Genomic DNA, 26253 nt, shown 5'->3' with positions numbered 1-26253 from the left:
TGCTTTTCCTCCTATCAGTTGCGTGGCGTGCTTTTGATAGGAAAAAGATTTTTAAGTAATATAATACTTGCCTTTAAAATTAAAAAGTTCTTTTTGAAAATCTGCTTCATTAGAAAATATTAGGCCTTTCCAAATAAGAATAGCCTTTTCATTATTTGAAAGTAATTTAATCTGAGCAACAAAATTATTTACAATTTCTAAAGCAAGTTTAGAAATAAATAGTTCATCATAAAATGTTCCAAGGTACTCAAGAACTTGGTTTTCATTACCCTCAAATGCTTCAATAATAAAGAGAGTGATGTTTTCTAAGTATTTGACATTAAGTTGTAAAGATATGAGATCATATTGAAATCCATTAAAAAATCTAATATCATATTGTCCAGTTGTCTCGGTCAATATAGCATTTTTTATTGAAAAATTCTTTTTTGAACTATCGCTCAATAATGTTCCTATTTGAACGTCTAATGCTCGTGCTATGGAGTCTAAAGTTTCAATACTAGGGTTATATCGATTTCCTTCTACATCGGCAAGATAAGAGCGAGAGATGTTAGCTTTGATTGCTAAATCATTTTGCGTCATTTTTTTTTGTTTACGTGCAATTTTAATGTTTCTACCAATATCCAAAAAATCACCTCCATATACATATTAAATAAAAAGTGTCGGAAATACAAGAAATAATTGTTGACGGTATTTAATAGCCATGGTAAAGTAAAAGTGTAAAAAATGTCGGAAATACAAGATGGAAAGTTGGTGCTAAAATGAAATCTAGGAAGAAGTACCTGAAACGTTTATATGTAGAAAGAAAACGTCTTGGGTATACACAAAACCAAATGGCTAGGTTGATTGGAATTTCTAGAAGTTATTATGCAGAAATTGAAAGTGGTAAGGTGCTACCCTCATCTAAAGTTCTTTTTAAAATAAATGATGTAGTTAAAATTATTTTTTTTAACAATGATGTCGGAAATACAAGTAGTTGTGAAGGGGAGATTTTTAATGGTTCAAAAAGAAATACAGGTGATTCTACCTCCAAATCTTGATCATGAACTAAGAAATTACTTTTATCATGTTGCAAAAGAGGCGGTAGATCAGATCAGAATTGAAACTTCTTTTAACAAAGAATTTTTTAGGCTGGGAGAAGCATGTGAATATTTAAGTGTGAGCAGAAGTACATTAAAGAAATTTATACGTGAAAAAGGATTGAAAGTCAGTATTATCAATGATTGTCAGTTTATTAGAAAAGAAGAATTAGCAAGATTTATCAAAGAATATGAAGTATAAAAAAAGTTGCGTGGCGTGCTTTTGATATGAAAAAAGGAAGTGATTATATGAGTGATGATGAAGTAGCAAAGTTGATTAAAAAAAATCGAGATTTATCTTCAATCCAATTCGATTCAATATAATGTGTACATGCAGAAAAGGGTATTAAAAATGTTAAAAAAAAATAAAAAAGAGTGCTCCCGAAAGTTTGCAGACTGGGGGAACACTCGACAATAAAGTTCTGAGAAAACTTTATTTATAGATATTATATCAAAAAAGCAGGTGAAAAAATGTTGTCCTCTGGAAATGTTGTAGTCGACAAACTTAGAGAAATAAATTTAGATGGAAATGTAATTCCACATTCGTGGTACGGCCAATTAAGAAAAAAAACGAAAAAAGGTGTTGAGAAGCCCTATCTGAATGCAATAGTTATCTTAGCAGAAATTACTTACTGGTACAGACCCAAAAAAATTTTTAACGATGAGGGCCAGTTAATTGGATATAAAAAGAAATTTATTGAAGATATTTTGCAAAAATCATATAAGCAATTAAGCAAAAAAACAGGGTTATCAGAAAGAGCTATAAAAGATGCAATTGTGTACTTAGAGAAAAAGGGGATTATTAAAAGAGTTTTTAGAAATATTTACTATGAGCAGAGAGCAGTTACATTATCAAATGTTATGTACATTGTTTTAAATGTACATAAATTGATAGAAATTACTTTTCCTTCTTTAGATTGCGAAAAAAAGGAGTATGTGTCGAAAATTCGTCAGAGGGGGATCAAAAAAAAGAGATATGTCTCTTTAAAAAAAGGTAGAGGTATGTACAAATTCGTATATACGTATACAAAGACTACTTCACAGAACACATCAAAGACTACTCCCACCATAAAAGAAGAGGATATTAATATAAAGATAATTTACAGTAAGATTAGTGTTCTTTATGAAGCAAATAGCGAAGATGGTCGAAAATTATTTCAAGTGTATCACTATTTGAAAAACACTAATGTAGATATAAAAGATATCAGAAAAATCATTGAATTTTTATATGAAAATATCCAGTATATTAACGCTCAATGCATTACAACACAACATAAAGCATGCGTTTTTCAAGCGAAAACAGATGAAGGACTATTCGATTACACAAAATTTTTTCTACATGGACTTCAAATTAGATATAAAAATCAGCTTTTAGAAAATATAGAGACTACAGATCAATTCAATAAAGCACTCGGAATTAAAGAGTTACCTAAAATCTCTATGCATAATTGGTTAGAATGAGAAAAAACATGATTAAAAATCGTCTAATAGATCAGATTTTGTGTCTTGATCAAAACACTGATACTCTCGAACTAATCGAGAGTATCTGCTTCAACACAGTAGTTCTCGATTTAAGATCTGAAAATGATAAATGTGTAACTCATATCATAATTGACAGAAAAACAGCTCAGAAACTCTCTGAGAGTCTCAGAAAATGGGCTGAGGGAGGTAACGATGAAAATATTTAAAAAAAAGATTGCTAATAGAAAAATAAATTGGTTGGCGGTTATTTTTCTTGTTCTAATAGCTATGATTCTTTTTAAGTGTGATGTTACTCACGCAAGTATTTTCAGCTGGTTTGATGATACTGAGAGTCAAACTGATTTTTTAACTAATCCACTCTATCAGAATTATCTAAAAAAATATAACGGAAATTTTTACAGTCAGTTTGGATTATGGATAGGATGGTCTGTTATAAAAGCAACGTTCGCTGTTGTCGATAGTATTCAAAATATGATTCCCAAGGTTTTAGATTTGTTTAGCTTTGTAGAAAGTACCGGATTGAATAAAGTCTATCAATCAGTTTTAAGTACCATTGTTGTTGGCTTAATGATACTTTCACTAGTGATTATTGGTTATAAAATGATTACAGGTAAAGGAACGGTTGATCTAAAATCTGTTGGAATGAATGTTGTAATGTCGATTGCATTAATTCTTTTAATGCCAACGATGATTTCTAGCGGTATTCAATTTTCCAAAATACTTTACAATGATGCTACTACGATTACAAATTCAGATGACGGAGTCGCTTGGTCATTGATAAAACAAGGAGTAACAGATTTGGCATATATTAATAAAACAGATCAGTACTCAAGCATTGATAAAACGGAGGATCGGAATAAGTTAACACGAAAAAATTTTCAACAGACGGATCTCACACAAGTGTTGACGGATAAAGTGATTGATAAATTGGAAAAAGAAAATCCAGTTGCGGATAATCTTCGCTATGAATTAGTTGAAAATTCTAATAATGAATTTGTTGCCACAAAGTTTTCTGATAACTTTTTATCAACATTTTCTGATAGCTTGAAATCAGGCTATTATCGCTATCAAGCAAATCTTTGGGGAATTTCGATTGGGTTGACAGCGTTGGCAATCGCATACGTGTTTAGCGCGTTTGTCATTATTACAGCAATACTAGAACTGGCATTTAAGCGTGTGTTAGGGGTTCTTGTTTTTGCATCAGATATTGAGACAGGACAGCGTTCAAAACAAGTTTTGTCAGATATTCTACAGTGTTATTTGACTGTCGGTTTTCAGGGATTTGGATTGTCTATGTTTGCAATGTTCATAAATTATCTAAACGCTGGCGAAGGTATCTCAACGAATATTTTTATAAAAACAATTGCTTATATCTGTGCCGTGTTCGTTCTAATAAAGGGTAGTGGAACAGTCATGCGTTACTTTGGCGTGGATATTGGTTTAAAAGAAGGCTATGGCCAGCTTGCTTCAGCATTTGGCATGGGCGCTATGCTGTTTAGAAAAGGATCAAATGGATTTAATCGAGCGAAAGGAAGTGGAAACGGAAATGGATCATACAGCAGGGAAGGAGAAGATCGAAAACCTGAAAAGAATTTCGGCGAAAGTTTATCAAAAAAAGCTGGCAAAACTGGAAGATTTTTGGGATATGCCGATGAACGTGGAATATCAGGTTTAGCTTCAGATGGAGCTACAATGGCTAGTGAAAGAGCAACAAAACCATTTAAGAGTATGCGTAATATGGCTAATGATACCAAGAATAAGTTCAAAGAAGGTTTAGATGATGGTACCGTGTCCGCTATTAATAAAAATAGCAAACCTATGTTAGCTAAAAATAAAGAAGATGAAACTGGAAAATATGCTGATTCCATGCCAACACGTCTTTCGGATAGAAAAGATGGTGCTAGGGTTGAAAATGCCGATAGAATTATGTCTAGTTCTGAACGTATGCGTGAAGCAATGAAAAATAATGCTGAATCGAATAATAATCCTGTAAGTGCAATTCAGCAAAAAGTCCAACAAGATATTGAAGAACGTAAAAATGCTATGCACGGTCAAGCTAAGTCTGCTGAAGAATTAATTAATCAGAAGCGTCAGGAAGCGAAATACACGCCTGAAGCAATAAATCGTGAGGAAATGTTAAGGAAACGTGTAGAAGGGCGTACAGGCGCTAATATGGACGAAAAAGAAGCGTTGACCAAAGAAATAATCCAAGAAGCTAAAAATTCAAATACAGGATTAGAAAAATTAGTCAAAGAAAATCTACAAAATTCTACAAGTAGTCAAGGTGGCCGATCAGTAGATGTTCGAGAAAATATTCAAGGTTCATTGAATGGTCATGTCGGACGGAATGTTGATGTAAGAGAGAATTTACAAAGTTCTTCAAATGGTCAAGGTACTAAGACAATTGATGTTCGAGAAAATCTGCAAAGTAGCAGTACAAGTCAACCAAAAACAGTAGATGTCCGAGAAAATGTACAAAGTTCTACAAGTAGTCAAGGGTTCAAAACAGTAGATGTTCGGGAGAACGTTCAAAAAGATAGTGGAGAAATGAAAGAAAAAACACAAAAAATCAATATTGTTGAAGAAAGAAAGTCAGCGAAAAAATTTGATTCAAATCATGAAACAGTGATTATTGATAGTGAAATCCGTGAAAATGATAAGGGATCAAAACCAAGACGAAGATTCACTTATGAAGATAACGAGTTGTTCAGAGATACATTTAATGATCCTAATCCACTTTTCGATAGTCTATTAAAAAAATAAAGAGGTGATTGTCATGCAATTAATTCTGCAGATTAGTACGCATGATTTCTTAGAGCTTGACGAATTATGTGAATCAGTAAAGAACGCAACAAATGAAAAAATCACGGTCACTAATTATATTGAACTGATGATTCAAGAAGAATTGAAGATAAAACATGAGATAAAAAACAACCTGAAATATTGTTATCTAGAAAAAAGTTAAGAGAAAATCCATGAATTAAATGTTTTTTTAAAATTGTATTTCACATGGATTTATGATAAAGAATTATTGGGGATTAAGCTGTTATTCTCTTCCACTTCAGTGAAAGAATGGGTAAAAGAGTTAGAATATGTAGAGCAATATTGACAACATATAAAGGAGCTATTGTTTAAAATTGGAGTAACAAAAAAATAAAGAGAGGTTTACATCTGTCAGATTAAAAGTGATAGTATGCCCCATGAAACTTGCAAAAGAGTTGAACCGTTATACACTAGGTTCAACTCTTTTTATTTGTAAATTGAAAAAATATCACCGAAGTGACGAATGAAACTGTGACCAATGTAAACAAGAAAATAAATATTGTGAATAAAATAAAGTAATATAAAAAGATATTGATGAAGCCAATCAAAATTTAGAATTTCAAACGCTAGATAATCAAATAGATAAAAAAATGAAATCAGTTCTATGCGTACGACTAATAAAAATAATAAATTTTCAATAGAAGAAAATGGAAATGAAATCAAGTAATTATGAAAAAAAACAAAGCACTTAGAGAAGTCTGCAAGCAAATTTGAGTAATTGAGATCCATTTTTTTTAAGGAAGTTTAGCAAAAATATGTAATTCTATTGTCACTATTAAAGAGAAAGTTGGAGCGGAATATAAAGAAAAGAGAAAAGCAATTAAACTCAAAAAAATGTAGAACTTAAAAAATATAAAGAGGAACAACCGTTAAAATTAGGAATGATGTAGTGTAAACATTATAATTGCTATGATATAAATGAAGTGTTAAAGAAAGCAAATTTAAACCAATTTTGTGAATAGAAAAGAGAATGGCAAGCTTTATTTTGCCACTCTTTTTTTGTGCGTAAAAGCCTTAGTCACTATGACCAAAACTATGGACGAAACTATGACCAAAAGTAGGTACTATATTATGACCGAAAATAGGTCGAAAATGGATTTTTTTGTGATAGCAAAAAAATATGAAGTGATTTTGAAAGAAAACCAGTTGGCACAGCCAACTTAGCCACCTTCCTTTAGGAAGGTGCTATCAGTTTTCCCTTATGCTCTTTTCTTTCTTTTTTGTTTTATAGTTTAAATACCATTTTGAAATGTACCATCTTAAGAAATTTATCCTTGAAAACAATTGCGTTATTGGATAAAAAAATGCTACATTATCTTAAAAAAGGAATCAAATATAATGAATTTAGTGGCTAGCATATCGTGTGATTAAGATACTTTATAGTGTAAGTTAAAGGAGAAAAAATATTTAAAATATTCTTCCCATTTCAGCGGGAAATAAAGGAATCTTGTTGTTTCTACTAGTAATGTATCTTTTTGGAAACTATGTAATGATGTAAGCAAGATTTTTTTCAGAAGAAAAAACGATAAAAGTTGTGATAAAAGATTAAAAAAATAGGAGAAAATCTATCAACCGTATGATATGAAACGCACATTTAAAAAATATTCGACTAACTAAAAAAGTTTACAAAACATGGCCGTGTATTACAAGTAATCTATGCACTGAAAAATGATAGAGAGAATCTGACACGTCCGCAACAATGGACGATTTAAAATGAAAGTGAGGAAATTGGGAGAATGTCTGATGTAAATAAAGTTGTTCCGTTTGAAACATTAGTGATAAATAAGGAAGAGTTTGAGCAAATTTTTCTTGATTTTTTTATTCAATATGACTTAGTTTATGATTTTAGTTCGTCACTAGATTTATTTGAATTAGAAGCAGAAATAAAAAAAAATAGCCAAGAAGAAGATAGTAACATTATCATTTCAGTAGAAAAATTTCTTGAATTGTTTTCGGAAATATTTGAAATAGATACAGACTATTATCAACCACAAGAAGTTTTTCGACTATTTAGAAATAAAATTATTAGTTTAAGTCAAAATAAATAAGCACTAGAGCAAGTGTTGGAAGGGTTAATTATTCCTCAAACGCTTGCATTTATTATGAGTACATCATAATGTATGTATAGAAAAAGAACAGTGTTCATTTTCTATACTATTATTCCAATAAATTTCAAAAAAATGTGCTTAAAGTACTGAAAGAAGTAACAGGTTCAAAATTACTTGTAGTCAATTGGATTTAAAGTATTGAAGTCACATGTCACATGGAAATATTGGTATAATAAAGTAGTTATTTAAAGTAGTAAATATCATTTGTTTTGTAACATTGTACTGGGGGACGAAAAATGGTGTTATCATGGTTAACTACAACTGTAACGGGGATTCTTTTAGAACGAAAAATTTCTAAAGGCATTGATAGTATTTTGGAGAAAAAAGAATATAAAAAAATAATTGGGTCTATTTCGACCTTTCAGTCACAATTCGTAGATTCTGAAATTGATAGAAAAAGCTTTCAGGACTTTTTGATGAAGAATAACACAAGATGTGAAATTTATCAGTATGTATATGAAAGATATTCAGAAGAAGTTATATCCGATAAGGAAGCTTTTATATCGAACTTGGTTACTCGAGCAATGAGTCACATGAATGAACAGAACTCGAAATACTCAAGATCTATTTTTACTAATGAAGATATTTTGTTTCGTTATTTTAACGACTTATTAGATTCTTTATATAAGCAAATGTTTTCCAATATGTCTTTAGATTCAAAAGCGCAGTTGAGTACAATCAGCTCTTTATTAGATAAGAAATTTTCTCTCGATTATTATGAAAAAGAAATACATTTGACTACAGACTTTTTGACGCACTCATTAAACCGTTCTATTAACAATCTAGGTGGGAGATATACCTCTGATTTTAACATTGAAACTCAGAACAAATGGTCTTTAGAATGCTTAGGAAAATCAGATGAGTTTCTCATAGAAATAAACAGGCTTAGAATGCAAGTTTCTACTGGATATTCAACCTTGTATTGTAGATTAAGCAATAATGAAAAATACACTTCAATAAGTGAATTGAATAATATAATTTCTTTAGAATTTCTTGATTTAATAAAAACAGAAATAACTTTTTCCACAAATTTTTTTGATCTGAAAAAAAAGCTTGAATTAATGGCACTTCCTGATGTTTATTGGATTGACGAATTGAGTAATGAAGAAAAATCTATACTACGTCATTATATTGAGCCCCTTAGCAGAAATTTAACCGGCCTAATTGAATTTTTAGCAACATCTAATGTAGAACTAATAGGCCAACCTTATTTATTAGTTACGGGGAAAGCAGGAATTGGGAAAAGTCATTTGTTAGCTGATTATGCTAAGAAATTTACTGGAAGAGGGCATTCAACTTTTTTATTCTTAGGGTCTTATTTTTATAAAAATGCTGATCCTGTCAGTCAAATTATGGAATCTTTAAGAATTCCTAATTCTTCTTTCAAGTCGGTTTTGGAGGAGCTTGAGAGAAAAAGCGTAGAGACTGGAAACCGATCAATAATTTTTATAGATGCTTTAAATGAAGGCGCAGGTTTAACTTTGTGGAAAGAGCGTCTAATAGGCTTCATAAAAGAAATTCAAGAATACCCAAATATAGGGATTGTTTTATCTATTAGAACTGAATATGAAATGACTATTCTTCCAGAAGATTTTAATAAATTAAATTTTAGTAAGTTGAAGCATACTGGTCTGGAAGGGACGGTTAATGATTCAATTAAAGCATTTTGCCAATACTATAAACTGGCGTATCCTACCGTACCCTCTTTTAATGAGGAATATAATAATCCGTTGTTTTTAAAAATGGTATGCCAGTTGCTCATAGATTCAAATATAAAGCAATTTACTTCAAATTTTTCAATAGAAACCATTATGAAACATTATCTAAATAAGTTAGAGTTGAATCTATCTGCAAAAGACCGAATGAACTTCGATCCTAAAAGAGGTATATTAAATGAATTAATACTGTCTATTTCAGAATTAAAAATTGAAAGTAAATGGTCAATGCTAGAATATAACACCGTGTACGACAAATTAATAACTGTTGGACATAAACTAGCTATTGATAGTCCCGGTATTTTACTTAAGGAATTAATTAATGAGGGACTACTACAAGTTATTGAAGCAGGCGAAGAAAAAATCTTTTTAGATTTCCAATTTGAAAAATTCAGTGATTTTTTTATTGCAGATTATATTTATCAAAAATATATAAGAACTAAAAAAATTGAAGATTTGGAAAGCGTTCCAGAATTAGCTTCATATTTTAAAGATGATTTAGCCTTACGCAATAATTATGGAGTATTGATTATGCTTTCCACCCTCATTGCAAATCATGAAAAAAAAGAAATATTTTCGTATTTTCCTAAATTAGGAATGAGTTATTTAATGTTTGAAATTATTTTTGATAGTTTTCCTTATAGAAATTCAAGTGCAATTTCATTTGAACTGGTAAAATTTATTGAAACTGATGTATCTATGATAAATGAGTTAATGATGTATTTTGTAACATCTCAATTTCAGTTATCAATAAATCACAATTCTCCTATCAATTCTAGATGGTTGCACAATTTTTTATTGAAAAAAAATCAGCAAGAAATTGATTTAGTTTGGACCATGAATATATCAAAGTATTATAGAACTTTTGTTGGTCAGTTTACAAAATGGTATAGAGAATTTTACGAATATACAAATAAAAAAGATGCTGAGTTAATATTACTTCAATTAGGATGGATACTTTCAAGTACTAATAGATATTACAGGGATCAGGCAACTCTTGCAATTGTTAAAATATTAAATTTTGATTCAGAATTGATAAAGTTTTTCATTTCGAGCTTTGTAAATGTAAAAGATCGATACGTTGTAGAGCGTGCTATGGCTGCTATATACGGAGCAACAATTAATTTAAATGATCCTAAGAAAATCGAAGAAGTATCAAAACAGGTTTATGATTCATTTTTCGATGTTGAAGATTTGATTCCCAATGTGTTAGCGAGGGATTATGGGCGCCAAATAATTAATTATGCTATCCATCATAATGCATTAAACGAAAAAGTAGATTTATCTAAAGTATTTCCCAAATATGAAGGTATTTGGGAATACGAAGAAGTGACTGATGAACATATTTTAGAGTTAAAAAAAATATATGAAAAACATTCTGGTTTTAGCAGTATCACACGTTCAATGATGACAAATTTTGGAAGAGCTAATGGAATGTATGGCGATTTTGGTAGATACACTTTTCAATCAGCTCTTTCTCCTTGGGAAGAACAATTTGATATACAAGATTTGAGTAATATCGTTGTTAAATTATGCTTAGATCTTGGCTATTCTCCGGAGTTGTTTTCTGAATTTGATACTCTGGATGGTCGTTACTTTGATAGATTTTCAAATAAAGAAGAACGAATTGGGAAAAAATATCAGTGGATTGCTTTTTATGAGATATTAGCAAATATCTCAGATAATTTTATTCCTTATAATCTTAAAGTCACTTTTGATGATGAATATAATCAATATATAAAACACAAGGATGAGTTGTGGATTTCTGCAATTACAAATAAAGATTTTTCAGGATTATATGAATATGAAGAGGAGCTGGACGAAAATGACCATATAATAAATATAGAAAGGGATTATCAAAAAAAATGGACTGTTAGTGACTCGTATATACGAAACATAGACGTATCAGTAACAGATGAAACACCTCCATTATCCAAAAAAAGAATATTTGATTTTTCTTTACCCGATTATTTAACTGATATTTGGATGAAAGAAAATATAGATGTAAAAATGCTTCGTTATTATATATCAACAGAATTTGAATCTGAAGAATACTATGCTTTGTCGTTTTATAATGATGATAGAAGACAAAAGGATGGTTCTCAAGGTTTTACACAGGATAAAACTGAAAATCTAACAATAATGGGAAGAGCAGTATTTGTTAAAAAATCTGAATTAAAAAAACTTCATCAAGAAGCCATGAATGATATTGGTAATGTCTCTTCACCAACTACTTACAATATTTTTTTAAGAGAATATTATTGGCATGAAGCATATATTAACTGGGAAAAAGAGAGAAGTGAGTACGATAAAAAAGTATATATACATTCAAGTCATTGCTATGGGTGGGAAAAAGCTGATCAATATACTTCACTAGATGAGGATAAAACTAATGAGTCTCTTTCTTTACTAATGCCAAGCAAAATTTTGGTAGATTTTGGACAGTTGAAAATGGATTCAGACTATAAATGGAAAAATGATAAGAATGAATGTGTTTGTTTTGATGGAAGATTTATTGGTGGAGAGAGAGTACTATTAGTAAAAAAGGATTTTATCGATGAGTTTTGTTTGAAAAATGAATACACAATTGTTTGGTTTTGTTATTATGATAAGATTGGACTAAATCAATACCATGATTCCCATTATTATTTTGTCAAAGAAGGTAATCAGTACATCTATTTTGAGCAAGACAACAAACATGGATATTATGATCGATAAAACCTATAATAAATGGAGAATATCAAGTATTTATTATATCTCGCAATAGAAAACTTGTTATTAAAAATTTTAAAAAATATCCGTGCTTTTTAATTAAAACTAACTACAATTGTCAAAAATTAGCGAGATACAGAATTATTCATTATAAAAATAAATACTGTTATATCAACGTTGAGCACCTGTTAGAGCCACTAAGAAAAGATAACTTTCTGCTGGAAGAGTCAGTTTGTTAAGAATTAAATCTTTGCTCGAAACGTTGATATTGTAGTACCTCGAATTTTTTATTCCCAGTTTTCTTAACGAATTGTGGTGTGACGTTAGCATAGATATTCATAGTAGATTTAATATTTTTAAAACCTAAACGTTTTTGTACTTCTTTTATTAAAGCCCCACTTTCAAACAATAAGCTACAGTGGGTGTGCCTAAATCTATGTAGAGTGATTTGAAGTTCCATCGGTGTCCTTTTGTAAATCTATTCTAACCAATGTTTACTACTTGAGTATAGTGAAGCTTGTTTTAGTTTGTAGTGAATAAGAACTATCATGATGAATACGTATTATAGCCATATAGAATCATTATTTTCATTCTATTATCTGCCACAAGAAGTTTTTTGACTATTTAGAAATCAGATTATACATTCAAGTAATATTGCAAATTGAATCAATAAAAGAAGCGTTGAAGAAAATTTAATTTTTTCAACGCTTCTTTTTTTAGAAGATTTTAATGACCATATCAGCTTCATTTTCAGGTTTAGGTAATTCATGGAAGCATGTGTTTATAGTGCTTAATTGATCAACTAACCATGTTTTACTTTTTGACTCGTAGACAAATCTAAAATTAATATCATTGTTCTCGTGTTGAAGAGGTGTCTCCAAATAATCTGGTGAATATTCATAGTCAACGTAACCTGCTAATACAAAAGAGAGTAATCCATTATTTAGTGTCAGATTTAATGGATGGTCGTAAGCTTTTATTTTTTTTAACGTCATATTGTACATATCTTCAGCCATAAAAGTTGAGTTCGTGATTTCATCTTGGGTTTCATTAAAAAAATTATCCGAATAATCGCTTATTTTTGAAAAGTCTTTATTGGCACCAGCCTCAAAAAATTGTTCAACTTTTTTAGTATAAAGTTGTGCTAACGCTCCTTTTTCAATATTAACTTTGATATTTTCATGTCTATCAATTTGTGTGCTGTTCAGTAAGGGAAGATCAGCTTTTAGTTTAATATCATCTTGATTTCTTTCAATTTCAATTGGCAAAATCTTTTCAGTAGATTCAGTTTCTGATAAAGGAACATCTAGTTTTTTATCATGATAATAAGCTTCAAATCCATCTGGAACCGGAAAAAAATGTATTGGGTAATTTTTTTCTGAGGTTGTTGTACTAGTTTCTGTACTTGTAGAACTTGTGTCAGAAGTGTTACACCCGCTTATAGTTCCGATGAGTAAAGCGTAGGTTAGAATGATTGCAAATTTCTTCAAAAAAATTCCTCCTTAAAATCGTATGTGGACTAATAATAGTCCCATTGTAGCATACCAAATCTTTAATATTAATAAGAAAAAGGACTAATTTTAGTCCAAAAGGTGTGCTATTCTTGAAAGAGGAAAGAATTAATGATAGAGAAAATGTAATCGGTAGCAATATTAGACGAATCCGATTAGAAAAAGGAATTGGTCAAACCGAGCTGATTAGAGACCTACAGCTCAAGAAAATCGCTATAACTAGGGAAACATTGGTTAAGATCGAAGGCGGCCGCCAACACATTAAGTTGGATCAATTGAGAGCTATTAGGGATGTTCTGCAGGTGTCTTATGAAGATTTGCTTCAATGACTACTTGTAGTCATTTCGTTTAAAATTATTATGGTACACCCTTATGTGTCACGAAGAAATACTGGTATAATAATGATTGATATGTGTAACGTTAGGGTATACTTGGATGTTACAGTTAGTCTGTTGTATACTAGCTTATTGAATATACTCGGGAATTATTGTAGCTTAAGGATGAATAGAAAATGAAGGAGGGGTCTAACTATGATAGAGGTCTATTGTGACGAAAGTCGCCCAGAAACTATATTTGGTGATGAATCAGTCGATCAATATATGGTTATTGGCGGTATTTGGTTCCCGTCTAGTGAACGAAAAAAAATAAAAAATAAAATAAAATATCTAAAAAAAACTTACAATGTGCACGGTGAATTTAAATGGAATAAGGTGAGTCCTTCTAAAATTGAATTTTACAAGGAACTAATTGATTATTTTTTTCAAAATAAACATATTCGATTCCGATGTATTGTTGTGGATTCTAGCGCAGTTGATTTAGAAAAATATCATCAGTCAGACGGTGAATTAGGATTTTATAAATTTTACTATTTTATGCTCTACAAATGGTTTGATTGGGACGAAACCTATAGAATTTATCTTGATAATAAACAAAATAAAATGAGCTCAAGAATTCCAGATTTAGAACGAATTTTAAATTATGCGAGCTTTGCAAAGGTAAGCTCTGTTTTATCCATTGATTCTAAAGAATCTGTATTTGTTCAGTATGCTGATTTATTGATAGGTGCCGTAGGCTATGTATTTAACGAATATTATAATGCAGATTATTCTAGCGATGCAAAAAATGAACTGATTGAACTGATTGAAGAGTACTTAGATCATGCAATCCAACCAACATATGGTTCGGAGAGAAAATTCAATGTGTTTAAGATAATGTTGAGGTGATTGTATGGCATTCTATAGACCACTAAAGAAACTACAGACTATGGATGAATATCGGATGCATTATGAAAAGAAATATTGCACTTCGACAATCCTGACTCACCAAGGATTACCTGTTCGTTTTTATCCAGAGCGTTTTGATCATGCTTTTTATAAAAATAGTAATCGGCGAACAAAAGATAAGTCGTTGTTTTCACTAGAAAGAGCTGAACGGATTGACTGGATTGAAGAAGTTTTGAAGGATCCCAATGTTACGATTTATGCTGGTTGGGACAGTAAGAGAAAAAGACATGATTTCAGTCATAGAGCTTCACTTATAACGCCTGATGGCTATGTAGTAGTGATAAGGAAAATTAATGATTCGAAGGCAACATTCGTTACAGCTTATGTGATTGATGATCTTTCAGTATTCGATAAGATAAAATCAAATCCTATCATATATGAATTATAATTGTTGACACTAGTAGATTTGTGGATTATGATAAATATGAAATATCAGCTAGGTTGATATTGATTGTCCTCTACCTATGGTTTGGGATCCGCAAAGGTTTTGTGTAATGAACCCGATAATCAGTGCACCAGTAATCTCCCTATACGGGAGATTTTTCTGTTTAATAGATAATATGGTTTCGTTGCTAAGTGAATAATTTAGAGAAAAAAATGGTGAGTTATAATTTTACTTTACAAAGTTCCGGATAAAAAAGTTTTATGATTTTCCTATCAAAAGCACGCCACTTGAATACGTTTTTGAATACGATAAGAAAGTAAATCAAGATGAATTATCATCAATAAAATGATTAGCTCTATTCAAAAATCATTGAAATGTCAACTATCTTCAATTATCGTCAATGAACTTAACTTCATGGCGGAAGAAGAAGAGTAATAAGTTGCAAGTGCTGACCTTTCCATAAGGGATCAGCACTTTTTTTGATTTAACGACTGTTTATTTTAGAAACATGTCTGCTTTTTTGAAAGGAATGAGAAAAATGAGTAACGTAACGATATTCGATCTTGAAAAGATCGCAGAAGAGCAGCTAGTTTTTGCCGTGATCATCAGCAAGTACCAAGAAAAGTTCGTCTATGTCAAACACAAAGAACGAGACACCTTGGAGATCCCTGGAGGCAAGCGAGAACTAGGAGAAAGCATCACAGAGTGTGCTGCCCGTGAATTAAAAGAAGAAACAGGCGCCAAGCACTTTACTCTAGAGCCGTTATTTATCTATGGGGTAGAAAAAGACGGGGAGACCGATTACGGCTTGGTGTTCGAAGCCCAGATCACGGAGTTGGAGGATGAGTTGACCTCAGAGATCGAAGCAATCTATGTAAGGGTAAAGCCGCCTGTCAGTTGGACATATCCAACGATTCAGCCGTTGTTATTGGCAGAATATGTTAAACGAACAAAACAATAATTCAGCTAGTTCAAATGGAGGGCTGTCTTGAGTGGAAAAGTAAAGTAAGCCTATTTGACAGGAGTGAGCGAATGAGTTGCGTGATCCTGCAATCAGGGGTAGGATGAAAATGTAAACGTTATCTTATTGGAGAGTAGGGAAAGGCATGGAAAAAATTTATCAAGCAAGTACCGCAGAAGGAGCAATCGATTTTATCAATATGCGCGATTTGGAGATCGCGGCAGAGGAAGTGATTCCTAAAGGTGGGTATGGCTATATCAGCAGTGGTGCGGGGGATATTTTTACCTATCAAGAAAATGAACGCGCCTTCAATCACAAATTGATCATTCCTCATGTCTTAAAGGACATTGAATTACCGGACACAACGTTGTCCTTTGGCGGTGACACGTTGTCAGCGCCAATCATTATGGCACCTGTGGCTGCCCACGGCTTAGCAAATGTTGCGGCAGAACAAGCGTCAGCCAAAGGTGTGTCACGTTTTGGCACGATCTATACGGCGAGTTCGTATGCCTCTTGTACGTTGGAAGAAATCCGAGCGGCTGGAGGTCAAGAAGCGCCGCAGTGGTTCCAGTTTTATATGAGTAAAGACGATGGTATTAACAAAGACATCTTGGCGATGGCAAAACGCAATGGCGCCAAAGCGATCGTTTTGACCGCAGATGCAACCGTGGGGGGCAATCGAGAAACGGATCGCCGCAATGGCTTCACCTTTCCGTTGGCAATGCCGATCGTTCAGGCTTATCAATCAGGGATCGGACAAACGATGGATGCCGTTTACGGCTCCTCAAAACAAAAATTAAGTCCCCAGGACGTCGCTTTTATCGCCAAAGAATCTGACTTGCCAGTTTATGTCAAAGGGGTGCAATCAGAAGAAGATGTGGAACGAGCTTTAGGGGCAGGTGCACAAGGGATTTGGGTCTCAAATCACGGGGGACGCCAATTGGATGGTGGTCCAGCTTCCTTTGATTCCTTGCAGATCGTGGCTGAAGCAGTGGCAGGTCGGGCGCCGATCGTCTTCGATAGCGGGGTACGGCGAGGACAGCATGTCTTTAAAGCGATTGCTTGCGGAGCAGATCTAGTGGCGATCGGTCGACCAGTGATCTATGGGTTGGCTCTAGGTGGTGCCACTGGTGTTCAACAAGTCTTTGATTTCTTCAAAAAAGAATTGGAGATGGTCATGCAGCTTGCGGGGACGCAAACGGTGGCAGATATCAAAAAAGCCGTCTTACGGGACAATCATTATTTATAAGCAATCCCTCAAAAAGCACTCGAGTCGTTGACTCAGGTGCTTTTTTCAATGATCCTTTCTGATCCTGAAGAGCAGAGCCAACAGTTCTTTTCGCCGTAAAAAGTGTATATGATTTTGAAACAATTGCAAAATCCGCTACACTTAAAAGAGACCAATAAACTAAAGGAGAGAGATTGATGATTCCAAAAATTATTCATTATTGCTGGTTTGGCGGCAATCCATTAGGTGAACAAGAAAAGAAATACATGGATACCTGGAAAAAATATTGTCCGGATTATGAGATCAAACGTTGGGATGAATCAACGATCGACCTTTCAAAATTCGGTCCTTATCTAAAAGAGGCCTATGACCAAGAAGAATGGGCATTTGTGTCAGATGTGGTTCGTTTGTATGCGTTAGTGACAGAAGGCGGTATTTATATGGATACTGATATCGAGGTGGTCAAACCTTTAGATGAGCTCTTGACACTGGAGGCATTTATGGGCTTTGAGATCGAAACCAAGATTTCTACTGGGATCATTGGAGCGGTTCCGCACCATCCCTTTATGGAAGAATGGTACCACGATTACGATGACCGAAAATTTGTCCGGGCAGAAAAAACGGAAGATGTCGTCACCAATGTGATCCGAGTGACGGAACTGCTGCAAAACCACGGATTAGAATTGAATAATCAACGACAAACCGTTAAGGGCGTAGAGATCTTCCCGCAAATGACGTTTTCACCAAAAAGCTATATCACGGGTGAGGTCGAGGAAGATCCGAGTACGATGGTGATCCATCAGTTTTCTGGCTCTTGGTTATAAAAGAGTAAGTCTATGAAAGGACGGACAGTGGGGAAAGCTGTCCGCCCTTTTTGCTTTTGCAAGGGATAATGGAGATGTGATAGAATAGCTTGATAAAAAAGGAGGCGTTTTGATGGCTATCAAACGATGTACTTTGGCAGATTTAGAAGAATTGGGAGAAATCAGCGTATCCACCTATTACGATACATTTGCTCCTTTCAATACGGAGGAAAATACCCGCATCTATCTAGAAGAAGCCTACAATCTGCCGAAACTGACCCGAGAGTTAGAAAATCCGCAATCGGCGTTTTATTTTTTGCAAGAAAATGATCAAACCGTAGGGTATATCAAACTTAACTGGGGGGAGGCACAGACGGAAGCGATCGCCCCAGAGGGGTTGGAAATTGAACGGATCTATATCAAAAAAGAACATAAGCGGATGGGCTATGGCAAAACACTGCTGCTTTTTGCCCAAGAGACCGCCAAAGCGCTGCAGAAAAAGTCGATCTGGTTAGGCGTTTGGGAATTTAACGACAATGCGTTGGCTTTTTATCATACGATGGGCTTTGAAAGAGTTGGCAGTCATTCCTTTTTTATGGGGGATGATGAGCAGACGGATTTCTTGATGCTGAAAGAACTTTAAGTGCCGCCTTGTATGAGGAATTAGAAATTACTTTCCATTTTTTTGGCAATCAAGTATAGTTAAAGGGATTGATGAAAAAAGAACGATTGGTGAAAACCATCGCTAAGGAGAGCAATTGTAAATGGAAAAACAGAGAAACGAAAGTATTTTGTCACGTTTTCTTAAAGGCGTGGTGATTGCCTTGGGCTTTATCTTGCCTGGTGTTTCAGGTGGCGTATTGGCAGCCATCTTAGGCATTTATGAGCGGATGCTGCGCTTTATGGCACATCTGACGAAGAATTTTAAAGAGAATTTCCTCTTTTTCCTACCAGTAGGGATCGGGGGAATCGTAGGGATCGGTCTTTTATCGAAGCCATTAGAGTGGTTGCTGCAAAATTATCAAATCATCGTTTTGTGGGGCTTTGCGGGGGCAATTATTGGGACATTACCTGCACTTGCCAAAGAATCTACTTTAAAAAGCAAACGAACAACCGGTGATTTGATTTGGTTCTTCGGCAGTATGGTCATCGGCTTCTTGTTCCTCTATTTTATGGGCGATATCTTAGGAAAGATCCCTGCCAATTTCATAGGTTTTGTGATCGCCGGCGGTCTGATCGCGTTAGGTGTTTTGGTTCCCGGCTTGAGTCCTTCAAACCTTTTGCTCGTTCTGGGCCTTTATGATCCGATGTTGAAAGGCTTTAAGAGCTTTGACATCATGGGTGTCTTTCTACCGATCGCCATTGGCGGCTTGGCAGTGATGCTGTTGTTTTCGAAATTGATGGAGTGGCTATTGACGCATTATCATTCAAAAGTCTATCACTTCATTTTAGGGATCGTTATTGCCTCAACGGGTTTGATCGTGATTCCTCCGGTGGCAAACTATAGCGGCTTTACTTGGGTAACGGCCGTCATCGGAATTATCTTGTTTGTCTTGGGGGCTTGGTTAGGTCTTTGGATGAGCAAGCTGGAAGAAAAATACAAGTAAATCAAAACGGCACATCGTTTGGCGATGTGCCGTTTTTGTTAGGTTATGATTCGGGCAGCTAAGAGAAAGCGTTGGTGGACAGCCAGTAGTAAAAAGATTGGAACGTTTGATAACGATGTGATACAGGTTTAAAAACTGTTCTATTTTTGTTGAAAGATTTCCTAGTGTTTGGTATATTGTAGTCTATATAAAGAAGAATTTCCCATGTGTTACAGTTTAGATAATTGTTTGAGGTTATTGAGAAAAAGGAGGGACAAGCATGCAAGATGCGACCTATTGGGCGGAACAATTGCGGCAAGGTCAAATCAGCTTTGCCGAGCGGGTGGCGATGATCGAAGAAAAAGTCAATCAACAAAATTCGCTTTTGAATGCGCTTGTAACATTTGATCCGCAAGCAGCGATCCAGCATTACGAGCAGCATCTTCAAAAAACGGTTTTTGGTGGACAACCCATGCCGCTAAAAATACTCGGCCAAACCAAAGCAGGGTGGCCAGCAACGTCAGGAGCCAAACTGTTTGCAAAAGCACGAGCCATCCGCACGGCTCATTTTGTCTCTCGTTTAGAAGAGGCGGGCTTTGTGCCGTTAGGGCAAACCAATGCACCAGAATTTGGATTCAAAAATATCACTGATCCAACATTGTATGGGCCTACACGTAATCCGTGGAATCCTGCCTATTCAGCTGGTGGTTCCAGTGGTGGTGCGGCAGCGGCAGTGGCTTCGGGGATGTTTCCGATTGCAGGTGCCAGTGATGGCGGCGGATCGATCCGCATTCCAGCTTCCTTTAGCGGATTAATCGGTTTGAAGCCAACCCGTGGCACGATGCCAGTGGGTCCTAGTGAGTGGCGCAGCTGGCAAGGCGCTTCCATCAACTTTGCGTTGACGCTTTCTATGCGTGATACGGAACAGTTGTTTTATGCGTTGCGGACGTCACAGCCGGCAGCCCCTTATCAGGCACCGCAAGTAGAATGGCATCATCAACAAGCGAGTCAAAAACCGCGGTTGAAGGTTGCTTTTACTACCGCATCGCCGACCGGTGGCCAAGTGTCTGAAACTGCCATCCAAGCAGTCCGAAGTGCAGCCGCATTTTTAGAAGAGCAGGGGCATGAAGTCGTTGAAGTGGGCTATCCAGTGGATGGTCAGCAAATGATGACCACTTATTACGCCATGAATGGTGGCGAAACAGCTGCGATGTTTGCTGAGATCGATGCTGCTCGTCAAGAACCAGTCAGACGTGAAGAGATGGAATTGATGACCTGGGCACTTTACCAATATGGCAAAAAACTGCCTGCCGCCGATTACGTTCTTGCCTTGCAGTGGTGGGATCAGCTGGCAGAAAAAATGGAAGAAGTCTTTTCGACCTATGATCTCTTTTTAACACCGACGACGGCTTTTCCAGCCCCTTTGATCGAGGAAGACTTACAAAGCGATAGCATTCGCCAAAGACTGCATGAGATCGAATCGCTTGGAAAAAGTGCTGCGGGTGAGTTGATCGAAGAAATGTTTGCCAAGAGCTATACTCTGACACCTTACACTCAATTAGCCAATTTAACGGGGCAGCCAGCCATCAGCTTGCCAACTGCTCTTAGCGAGGAAGGGTTGCCGCTAGGGATCCAATTTATGGCGTCTAAAGGCAGAGAAGATCTGCTTTTCCAAGTCGGCTATTTATTTGAAACACAGCAACGATTTCTGTTGCCAAAACAAGGAAACTAAGAGGAGGATATTATGAAACAAGTTAGAAAAGGGAAAATCGTTGCAATGGTTGGCTTTTTAGGTTTATTTACGGGGGTCCTGTTAAGTGCCTGCAGCAAACCAACGGAAGAAGACACCAGTCTAAGCAAGGTGGAAGAAGCCAAAACATTGGTTGTTGCTACTTCGGGAACCTTGTATCCATCGTCTTACTATAACGATGAAAATGAATTAGTGGGCTATGATGTCGATGTGGCAAAAGAAGTCGCCAAACGATTAGGCGTAGAGATCACATTTAAAGAGTACAATGTCGATGGACAAGTTTCTTCTTTAACACGTGGAGAAGCCGATTTTGCTGCCAACGATTTTGGTTTGACGGATGAACGGGCGGAAAAATTCAGTCTCTCAACGCCTATCAAATACTCGTTCGATAGTATGATCGTGCGTAAAAGTGATGACTCAGGGATTGCTTCTTTAGAAGATTTGGATGGCAAAAAAGCTGCTGGTGAACCGAATACCAGCTACATGCGCTTAGCCGAATCTTATGGGGCAGAATTAGTGACTTACGACAACGCAACGAATGATCAGTATTTGACAGATGTTGCGAATGGTCGAACGGATGTGATCTTGAATGATTACTATTTGCAAAAAATGGCGGTTGCTGCTTTGCCAGATATCCCTGTAAAAATTTTAGAAGATGTCTACTTTAATCCGAATGAAACGGGCTTCTTATTTGTGAAGGATCATAAAGCATTGCAGGAAAAAGTGGATGCTGTTTTAGCAGAAATGAAAGAAGACGGCCGTTTAAAAGAACTTGCAGAAACGTATTTTCAAACCGATATTTCAGTAAAATCTGATCAAGCGATCCAAACGGTTGAAACAGACTAATGTATATTCCAACCCTTGATTTGCCGTTGATGTGGGACTCATTGCCCTATTTGCTGTCGGGCTTGTCCTATACGGTCGGCATTGCTGTCGTTTCTTTTCTAGGTGGCAACCTCTTAGGGATCATGCTCACCTTCTTAGGGATGCTGGAAAACCCCATCATTAGAGGGTTCGTGCGGGGCTATCTCTCATTTCTAAGAGGCGTCCCAGCGTTGGTCTTGTTGTTCCTACTGTATTTTGGCTTGCCCTATCAATTGTCGGCGCTTAGTGCTGCGATCATCTGTTTTACATTGACCAGCAGCGCATTTATCGGGGAAATCTACCGAGGATCAATTGCTGGAGTGGATCGTGGGCAATTTGATGCTGCCTATGCGTTAGGGTTATCATTTACGAAAACGATGCGTCTGATTATTTTGCCGCAAGCTTTTCGTATATCTGTACCGGCATTGAGTAATGTGGCAATGGATTTGTTGAAAGGAACCTCCTTGGCAGCAATGATCACGATTCCTGATATTTTTCAAAAAGCCAAGATCGTTGGCGGACGAACTTTTGATTACATGTCCATGTACGTGCTAGTTGCCATCATCTATTGGCTGTTGTGCATTTTGATTGAAGCCGGGCAAAAGCGATTAGAACAACATTTTTCAAAACGCTTTGCTACTAATGATACTGTAAGACAATAAAAAAAAGAGCCGAGGCTCTTCAACTGCTGTCAATGTTTCCTTGTGAGACATTGACAGCAGTTTTTTCTTTAGGTAATGAAGCAGCACCACAAGTTAGCCAGAGAAAAAAGGCAGAATAGTATCGCGTTTACTCTGGGCGGTTTTTTATAAATTCGATAAAGGTAATGATTTCAGATAGTTGATATTCAGTAAAGTCCTCATTGATTCTTGAAGCCACACGAATCTGTTTCATAGAGAGGGCTTCCAAATCATTCGGACGTCCATGTAAATAATCGAGACTGACATTGAAGTAATCAGCAAGTTCTTTTTGGATCTCAATATCGGGCATCCGATTGCCTTGCTCATACGAAGCATAGGTTGTTTTGGCGATTCCTAAATATTTTGCCATTTTTGCTTGTGTTAAACCAGATCGCGTTTTCCGCAACTGTCTTAAACGATCTTTAAACATGAAATCCCCTCCACAAAATTATTCTACTATGACACGATAGAAGCAGAAAGAAATTAATGTTTTATATCACTAATAGAGTTTTATTGCATTTACAAAGTACTCGATATGTAATACTATTTATGTGAAGAAGGATTACTACCTGTAAGAATCAGCGGATAGTGAATCGTTCTCAAGGATTTTTTATAGCACGAAGGAGGGGAGAAGAAAGGAACAGATACAACGAATGGAAGCGCTTCATAGAAGGAGGAAGGGAAATGAAAAAAGTATTGATAATTTGTGCAGCAGGCATGTCTTCATCGTTGATCGCCAAAAAAGGAACAAGCTTTTTAACCACAGAAGGTTGGTCAGTGAGGATCGATGCCATCTCTGCTTCAGAGGGGATCGCTACGATCGCTAAGGATGAGTATGATTTATATCTAGTTAGCCCGCAAACGAAAATGCATTTTGCCAATTTAAAGAAAAGCGCCGATAAATACGGCAAACCAATCGTGAATATTCCCCCGCAAGCGTATATTCCGATCCCAATCGGAATCGAGAAATTAGCACAGTTAGTCAAAGAAAGCATTGCATTAGAAAAAAGTACGAAATAAATGGAGGCAGGCTATGGATAGTGAAAAAATACAAGAAATATCCTTTGAACTTATTTTAGCAAGCGGTGATGCCCGCACGATGATTCATCAAGCCTTTGAACAGATGCGAATCAGTAGTTGTCAAGAAGCGCAAGAGTTGTTGGACACAGCCAATGATTCATTAGTCAAAGCCCACCGCATCCAGTCAAAAATGCTGCAAGAATATGCTTCAGGGACCTCATTTACCTGCGATATCTTGTTGATCCATGCACAAGATCATTTGATGACAACCATGACCCTCAGAGAGGTTGCACTAGAAATGCTAAGGATTTATCAAAAGATGAATCGCCTTGAAGAAGCGATCCAATGCAGGAGTGCAGATGGCGAGTAAGCAAGCAAAAGTCGCGCAAAGAGATGCATCGCAAAAACTGACGAAGAAAAATCTCTATTTTCAACGTCTGTTGTTTTTGCGGTACTTAGTGGCATTCTCTTTCTTTTTTAACCTATATTGGCTGTTAGCTGCTTCTTTGGCAGGGCAATGGCTGCGTGTGGTTCCACTGAGCCTGTTGCTTTTTTCAATGGGAGCGATCAGTGAGTTTATCCGCTTATATGGACACCACGCAACCATCGTCCGCAAGCAACTCTTTTTTACTACTTGGTATTTACGCCTTCAAATGGGGACAATGGCCATTCTTTTTTTATTGACTTTTTTTGGAGTGACAGAAGTTATTTTCCCCTATTTCACCTCGCAAAGTACGGAGTATGTTCGCATAGTTCTCTGGATAAGTGGCGTCTTTGCTTGGAGTGGTATCAGAAAACTGAAGAAAATTTTTCGTAATAAAGATCGACAATGGCAATGGATACGTGAATTTGAAGAGATAGAAAGAAAGGGTGATTGAATTGACAGAATCGAACAATAAACTATTTCAACTTTTGGAAAAAGCAGTAATGGGTCCGATGGGAAAGATTTCCCAATACAAAATCGTTCGTAGCATCATGGTGGCAGGGATGGCGTCGATTCCTTTTACGATCGTAGGCTCAATGTTTTTAGTATTCAACATTTTACCGATCACGTTTCCGTTTTTAGCTGACTTTTTTGAAGCGACTTTTTTGAATTTCAGTGATTTGTATATGTTAGCAAATAGTACGACCATGGGGTTATTGGCATTATATTTTTGTATCGTTCTGGGCTATGAGTATTCCAAGATCATTCAAGTCGAGGAGAATCTCGACCTGACGCCGATCAATGGGGCGTTGTTAGGTGTTTTTGCTACATTGATGTCGATTCCTCAGCTTGTTTTTGACGGCGGAAAAATGACACGGATGAATGATATGGAAGAAGGGCTGATCAATGGTTGGTTGATTGGTGCCGATGGGGTCGCACGTTTAGGAACTGTTGGTATTTTCACTGGGATCGTGATGGCGGTCGTTGCCGTTCAGCTGTATCGTCTCTGTGTAAAAAACAACTGGGTCATCAAAATGCCCGAAGAAGTGCCTGAAGGTGTGGCTCGTAGTTTTACAGCACTGATACCAGCCTTTGTAGTGGCAGTTGTGGTTCTGACCATCAATGGGATTTTAGTTGTTTTTGGGACGGATATTTTTCAACTAGTGGCAATTCCGTTTGGGTTTGTTACCCACCTTACGGATAGTTGGTTGGGAATCATGGTGATTTACTTCCTCGCGCATGCCTTGTGGTTGGTAGGGATTCATGGATTCAATATCATTAGTCCACTGATCACCCCGATCATGTTAGCTAATTTAGCTGCCAATGTTGAAGGGGCGAGTTTCCCATTAGCAGGCCAATTTACCAACGGGTACGTGACATTAGGTGGTTCGGGAGCAACCCTTGGTTTTACCTTATTTATGATCTACATTGCTAAATCGAAACAGATGAAAGTATTAGGGAGAGCTGCCATCGTCCCGTCGATTTTCAATATCAATGAACCGATTATTTTCGGGGTGCCGATCATCTATAATCCTTATTTAGCAATTCCTTTCTTGTTAGCACCGATGGCATCCGCCACGATCGCGTATTTTGCCACAAGGATGGAATTGATTCGTCCCATGATCGCCAATATTCCTTTCCCAACACCCGTTGGACTTGGTGGCTTTATTGGCACCGGTGGAGACTGGCGTGCAGGCGTCGTTGCCATTGTTTGTGCAGTTGTTTCTTTCTTGATCTATTTTCCATTTGCGAAGTTTTATGACACAAAATTGCTGAAAGAAGAACAAGAAGCCGCATAAGACGAGCAGTTGGGGTAACAGCAAGTAGCTACATTATCCCTAT

26 protein-coding genes and 1 pseudogene are annotated in these 26253 nt (G+C 36.0%); 23 read left to right on the top strand and 4 right to left on the bottom strand.

The window, feature by feature from the left end:
• Positions 1 to 51: 51 nt before the first annotated feature.
• On the bottom strand, positions 52 to 624 hold the full coding sequence (locus IGJ42_RS12635; RefSeq protein WP_136770847.1) for a helix-turn-helix domain-containing protein: 573 nt from the start codon (positions 622 to 624) through the stop codon (positions 52 to 54).
• 134 nt (positions 625 to 758) lie between these two features.
• Here IGJ42_RS12635 and IGJ42_RS12630 point away from each other — a divergent pair, with 134 nt between their 5' ends.
• The 8 genes from IGJ42_RS12630 to IGJ42_RS12595 all read left to right on the top strand — a co-directional run bounded on the left by IGJ42_RS12630 (position 759) and on the right by IGJ42_RS12595 (position 11922).
• Entirely contained in the window at positions 759 to 1037 is a 279-nt protein-coding gene (locus IGJ42_RS12630; protein ID WP_010733560.1) for a helix-turn-helix domain-containing protein, read from the top strand.
• Entirely contained in the window at positions 994 to 1278 is a 285-nt protein-coding gene (locus IGJ42_RS12625) for a helix-turn-helix domain-containing protein (protein WP_430615663.1), read from the top strand. The genes IGJ42_RS12630 and IGJ42_RS12625 overlap by 44 nt, the downstream gene beginning before the upstream one ends.
• Positions 1279 to 1673: 395 nt before the next feature.
• The gene (locus IGJ42_RS12620) at positions 1674 to 2537 is read left to right on the top strand and encodes a hypothetical protein (protein WP_430616155.1); all 864 of its coding nucleotides are present in this window, start codon (positions 1674 to 1676) and stop codon (positions 2535 to 2537) included.
• 8 nt (positions 2538 to 2545) lie between these two features.
• Entirely contained in the window at positions 2546 to 2764 is a 219-nt protein-coding gene (locus IGJ42_RS12615; protein WP_136770845.1) for a hypothetical protein, read from the top strand.
• Entirely contained in the window at positions 2751 to 5321 is a 2571-nt protein-coding gene (locus IGJ42_RS12610; protein WP_430615660.1) for a pLS20_p028 family conjugation system transmembrane protein, read from the top strand. Before IGJ42_RS12615 ends, IGJ42_RS12610 begins: the two co-directional genes overlap by 14 nt.
• Before the next feature lie 13 nt (positions 5322 to 5334).
• Positions 5335 to 5523 carry a hypothetical protein gene (locus tag IGJ42_RS12605; RefSeq protein ID WP_010733556.1) on the top strand — a complete coding sequence of 63 codons (189 nt, stop codon included), beginning with the start codon at positions 5335 to 5337 and terminating at the stop codon, positions 5521 to 5523.
• Between the two features lie 1594 nt (positions 5524 to 7117).
• The gene (locus IGJ42_RS12600) at positions 7118 to 7429 is read left to right on the top strand and encodes a hypothetical protein (protein ID WP_123862538.1); all 312 of its coding nucleotides are present in this window, start codon (positions 7118 to 7120) and stop codon (positions 7427 to 7429) included.
• A 296-nt stretch (positions 7430 to 7725) separates the two neighbouring features.
• Positions 7726 to 11922, top strand: coding sequence for a hypothetical protein (locus IGJ42_RS12595; protein ID WP_155853353.1), 4197 nt, complete (start codon positions 7726 to 7728; stop codon positions 11920 to 11922).
• Positions 11923 to 12151: 229 nt separating this feature from the next.
• Here IGJ42_RS12595 and IGJ42_RS12590 read toward each other — a convergent pair.
• Together IGJ42_RS12590 and IGJ42_RS12585 are read right to left on the bottom strand one after the other, a co-directional pair.
• A pseudogene (locus IGJ42_RS12590) lies at positions 12152 to 12510 on the bottom strand (tyrosine-type recombinase/integrase); the annotation flags it as partial.
• A gap of 122 nt (positions 12511 to 12632) precedes the next feature.
• Positions 12633 to 13406, bottom strand: coding sequence for a hypothetical protein (locus tag IGJ42_RS12585; protein ID WP_155853354.1), 774 nt, complete (start codon positions 13404 to 13406; stop codon positions 12633 to 12635).
• 104 nt (positions 13407 to 13510) lie between these two features.
• Here IGJ42_RS12585 and IGJ42_RS12580 point away from each other — a divergent pair, with 104 nt between their 5' ends.
• From IGJ42_RS12580 to IGJ42_RS12530, 11 genes are all read left to right on the top strand, one after another.
• Complete coding sequence (locus IGJ42_RS12580; RefSeq protein WP_047638989.1) at positions 13511 to 13756, top strand: helix-turn-helix domain-containing protein; 246 nt, start codon at positions 13511 to 13513, stop codon at positions 13754 to 13756.
• Between the two features lie 201 nt (positions 13757 to 13957).
• Entirely contained in the window at positions 13958 to 14650 is a 693-nt protein-coding gene (locus tag IGJ42_RS12575; protein WP_010733550.1) for a DUF3800 domain-containing protein, read from the top strand.
• Positions 14651 to 14654: 4 nt separating this feature from the next.
• Positions 14655 to 15098, top strand: coding sequence for a hypothetical protein (locus IGJ42_RS12570; RefSeq protein WP_010733549.1), 444 nt, complete (start codon positions 14655 to 14657; stop codon positions 15096 to 15098).
• A gap of 535 nt (positions 15099 to 15633) precedes the next feature.
• Complete coding sequence (locus tag IGJ42_RS12565; protein ID WP_176285369.1) at positions 15634 to 16056, top strand: NUDIX hydrolase; 423 nt, start codon at positions 15634 to 15636, stop codon at positions 16054 to 16056.
• Positions 16057 to 16201: 145 nt separating this feature from the next.
• Positions 16202 to 17305 (top strand): alpha-hydroxy-acid oxidizing protein, encoded by a 1104-nt coding sequence (locus IGJ42_RS12560; protein ID WP_008380802.1) that lies wholly within the window; start codon positions 16202 to 16204, stop codon positions 17303 to 17305.
• A 176-nt stretch (positions 17306 to 17481) separates the two neighbouring features.
• Positions 17482 to 18108 carry a glycosyltransferase family 32 protein gene (locus tag IGJ42_RS12555; protein ID WP_010749841.1) on the top strand — a complete coding sequence of 209 codons (627 nt, stop codon included), beginning with the start codon at positions 17482 to 17484 and terminating at the stop codon, positions 18106 to 18108.
• Between the two features lie 112 nt (positions 18109 to 18220).
• Entirely contained in the window at positions 18221 to 18730 is a 510-nt protein-coding gene (locus IGJ42_RS12550; protein WP_005234265.1) for a GNAT family N-acetyltransferase, read from the top strand.
• A gap of 121 nt (positions 18731 to 18851) precedes the next feature.
• Positions 18852 to 19694 carry a DUF368 domain-containing protein gene (locus tag IGJ42_RS12545; RefSeq protein WP_430615655.1) on the top strand — a complete coding sequence of 281 codons (843 nt, stop codon included), beginning with the start codon at positions 18852 to 18854 and terminating at the stop codon, positions 19692 to 19694.
• Positions 19695 to 19953: 259 nt separating this feature from the next.
• A complete protein-coding gene (locus IGJ42_RS12540; protein WP_430615653.1) occupies positions 19954 to 21405 on the top strand; it encodes an amidase in 1452 nt (483 codons plus the stop codon).
• Positions 21406 to 21417: 12 nt separating this feature from the next.
• Complete coding sequence (locus IGJ42_RS12535; protein WP_430615650.1) at positions 21418 to 22269, top strand: transporter substrate-binding domain-containing protein; 852 nt, start codon at positions 21418 to 21420, stop codon at positions 22267 to 22269.
• A complete protein-coding gene (locus IGJ42_RS12530; protein ID WP_315037021.1) occupies positions 22269 to 22949 on the top strand; it encodes an amino acid ABC transporter permease in 681 nt (226 codons plus the stop codon). The genes IGJ42_RS12535 and IGJ42_RS12530 overlap by 1 nt, the downstream gene beginning before the upstream one ends.
• Positions 22950 to 23076: 127 nt before the next feature.
• On the opposite strand, the gene IGJ42_RS12525 is transcribed toward IGJ42_RS12530, so the two are convergent.
• Positions 23077 to 23397, bottom strand: coding sequence for a helix-turn-helix domain-containing protein (locus IGJ42_RS12525; RefSeq protein ID WP_005228576.1), 321 nt, complete (start codon positions 23395 to 23397; stop codon positions 23077 to 23079).
• A 254-nt stretch (positions 23398 to 23651) separates the two neighbouring features.
• Here IGJ42_RS12525 and IGJ42_RS12520 point away from each other — a divergent pair, with 254 nt between their 5' ends.
• The 4 genes from IGJ42_RS12520 to celB are packed head-to-tail and all read left to right on the top strand — an operon-like array spanning position 23652 to position 26210.
• A complete protein-coding gene (locus IGJ42_RS12520; protein WP_016612678.1) occupies positions 23652 to 23987 on the top strand; it encodes a PTS cellobiose transporter subunit IIB in 336 nt (111 codons plus the stop codon).
• Positions 23988 to 24000: 13 nt separating this feature from the next.
• Positions 24001 to 24357, top strand: coding sequence for a PTS lactose/cellobiose transporter subunit IIA (locus IGJ42_RS12515; protein ID WP_016612677.1), 357 nt, complete (start codon positions 24001 to 24003; stop codon positions 24355 to 24357).
• On the top strand, positions 24347 to 24865 hold the full coding sequence (locus tag IGJ42_RS12510) for a hypothetical protein (protein WP_016612676.1): 519 nt from the start codon (positions 24347 to 24349) through the stop codon (positions 24863 to 24865). Before IGJ42_RS12515 ends, IGJ42_RS12510 begins: the two co-directional genes overlap by 11 nt.
• Complete coding sequence (gene celB, locus IGJ42_RS12505; RefSeq protein WP_430615647.1) at positions 24858 to 26210, top strand: PTS cellobiose transporter subunit IIC; 1353 nt, start codon at positions 24858 to 24860, stop codon at positions 26208 to 26210. Before IGJ42_RS12510 ends, celB begins: the two co-directional genes overlap by 8 nt.
• Positions 26211 to 26253 lie beyond the last annotated feature (43 nt).

This window comes from Enterococcus sp. DIV1067f (genome assembly GCF_050543505.1).
In the GTDB taxonomy this organism is placed as follows: Bacteria; Bacillota; Bacilli; order Lactobacillales; family Enterococcaceae; genus Enterococcus_D; species Enterococcus_D entomosocium.
Note: the sequence above shows the minus strand (reverse complement) of the source record. Positions and strands in the feature narration are given on the sequence as shown.

Coding starts and splice junctions, on each gene's coding strand:
- IGJ42_RS12565 (WP_176285369.1), top strand. CDS start 15,634: ATGAGTAACGTAACGATATTCGATCTTGAAAAGATCGCAGAAGAGCAG.
- IGJ42_RS12595 (WP_155853353.1), top strand. CDS start 7,726: ATGGTGTTATCATGGTTAACTACAACTGTAACGGGGATTCTTTTAGAA.
- IGJ42_RS12530 (WP_315037021.1), top strand. CDS start 22,269: ATGTATATTCCAACCCTTGATTTGCCGTTGATGTGGGACTCATTGCCC.
- IGJ42_RS12630 (WP_010733560.1), top strand. CDS start 759: ATGAAATCTAGGAAGAAGTACCTGAAACGTTTATATGTAGAAAGAAAA.
- IGJ42_RS12540 (WP_430615653.1), top strand. CDS start 19,954: ATGCAAGATGCGACCTATTGGGCGGAACAATTGCGGCAAGGTCAAATC.
- IGJ42_RS12555 (WP_010749841.1), top strand. CDS start 17,482: ATGATTCCAAAAATTATTCATTATTGCTGGTTTGGCGGCAATCCATTA.
- IGJ42_RS12515 (WP_016612677.1), top strand. CDS start 24,001: ATGGATAGTGAAAAAATACAAGAAATATCCTTTGAACTTATTTTAGCA.
- IGJ42_RS12550 (WP_005234265.1), top strand. CDS start 18,221: ATGGCTATCAAACGATGTACTTTGGCAGATTTAGAAGAATTGGGAGAA.
- IGJ42_RS12570 (WP_010733549.1), top strand. CDS start 14,655: ATGGCATTCTATAGACCACTAAAGAAACTACAGACTATGGATGAATAT.
- IGJ42_RS12575 (WP_010733550.1), top strand. CDS start 13,958: ATGATAGAGGTCTATTGTGACGAAAGTCGCCCAGAAACTATATTTGGT.
- IGJ42_RS12610 (WP_430615660.1), top strand. CDS start 2,751: ATGAAAATATTTAAAAAAAAGATTGCTAATAGAAAAATAAATTGGTTG.
- IGJ42_RS12625 (WP_430615663.1), top strand. CDS start 994: ATGGTTCAAAAAGAAATACAGGTGATTCTACCTCCAAATCTTGATCAT.
- IGJ42_RS12510 (WP_016612676.1), top strand. CDS start 24,347: ATGGCGAGTAAGCAAGCAAAAGTCGCGCAAAGAGATGCATCGCAAAAA.
- IGJ42_RS12600 (WP_123862538.1), top strand. CDS start 7,118: ATGTCTGATGTAAATAAAGTTGTTCCGTTTGAAACATTAGTGATAAAT.
- IGJ42_RS12560 (WP_008380802.1), top strand. CDS start 16,202: ATGGAAAAAATTTATCAAGCAAGTACCGCAGAAGGAGCAATCGATTTT.
- IGJ42_RS12525 (WP_005228576.1), bottom strand. CDS start 23,397: ATGTTTAAAGATCGTTTAAGACAGTTGCGGAAAACGCGATCTGGTTTA.
- IGJ42_RS12545 (WP_430615655.1), top strand. CDS start 18,852: ATGGAAAAACAGAGAAACGAAAGTATTTTGTCACGTTTTCTTAAAGGC.
- IGJ42_RS12535 (WP_430615650.1), top strand. CDS start 21,418: ATGAAACAAGTTAGAAAAGGGAAAATCGTTGCAATGGTTGGCTTTTTA.
- IGJ42_RS12605 (WP_010733556.1), top strand. CDS start 5,335: ATGCAATTAATTCTGCAGATTAGTACGCATGATTTCTTAGAGCTTGAC.
- IGJ42_RS12520 (WP_016612678.1), top strand. CDS start 23,652: ATGAAAAAAGTATTGATAATTTGTGCAGCAGGCATGTCTTCATCGTTG.
- IGJ42_RS12615 (WP_136770845.1), top strand. CDS start 2,546: ATGATTAAAAATCGTCTAATAGATCAGATTTTGTGTCTTGATCAAAAC.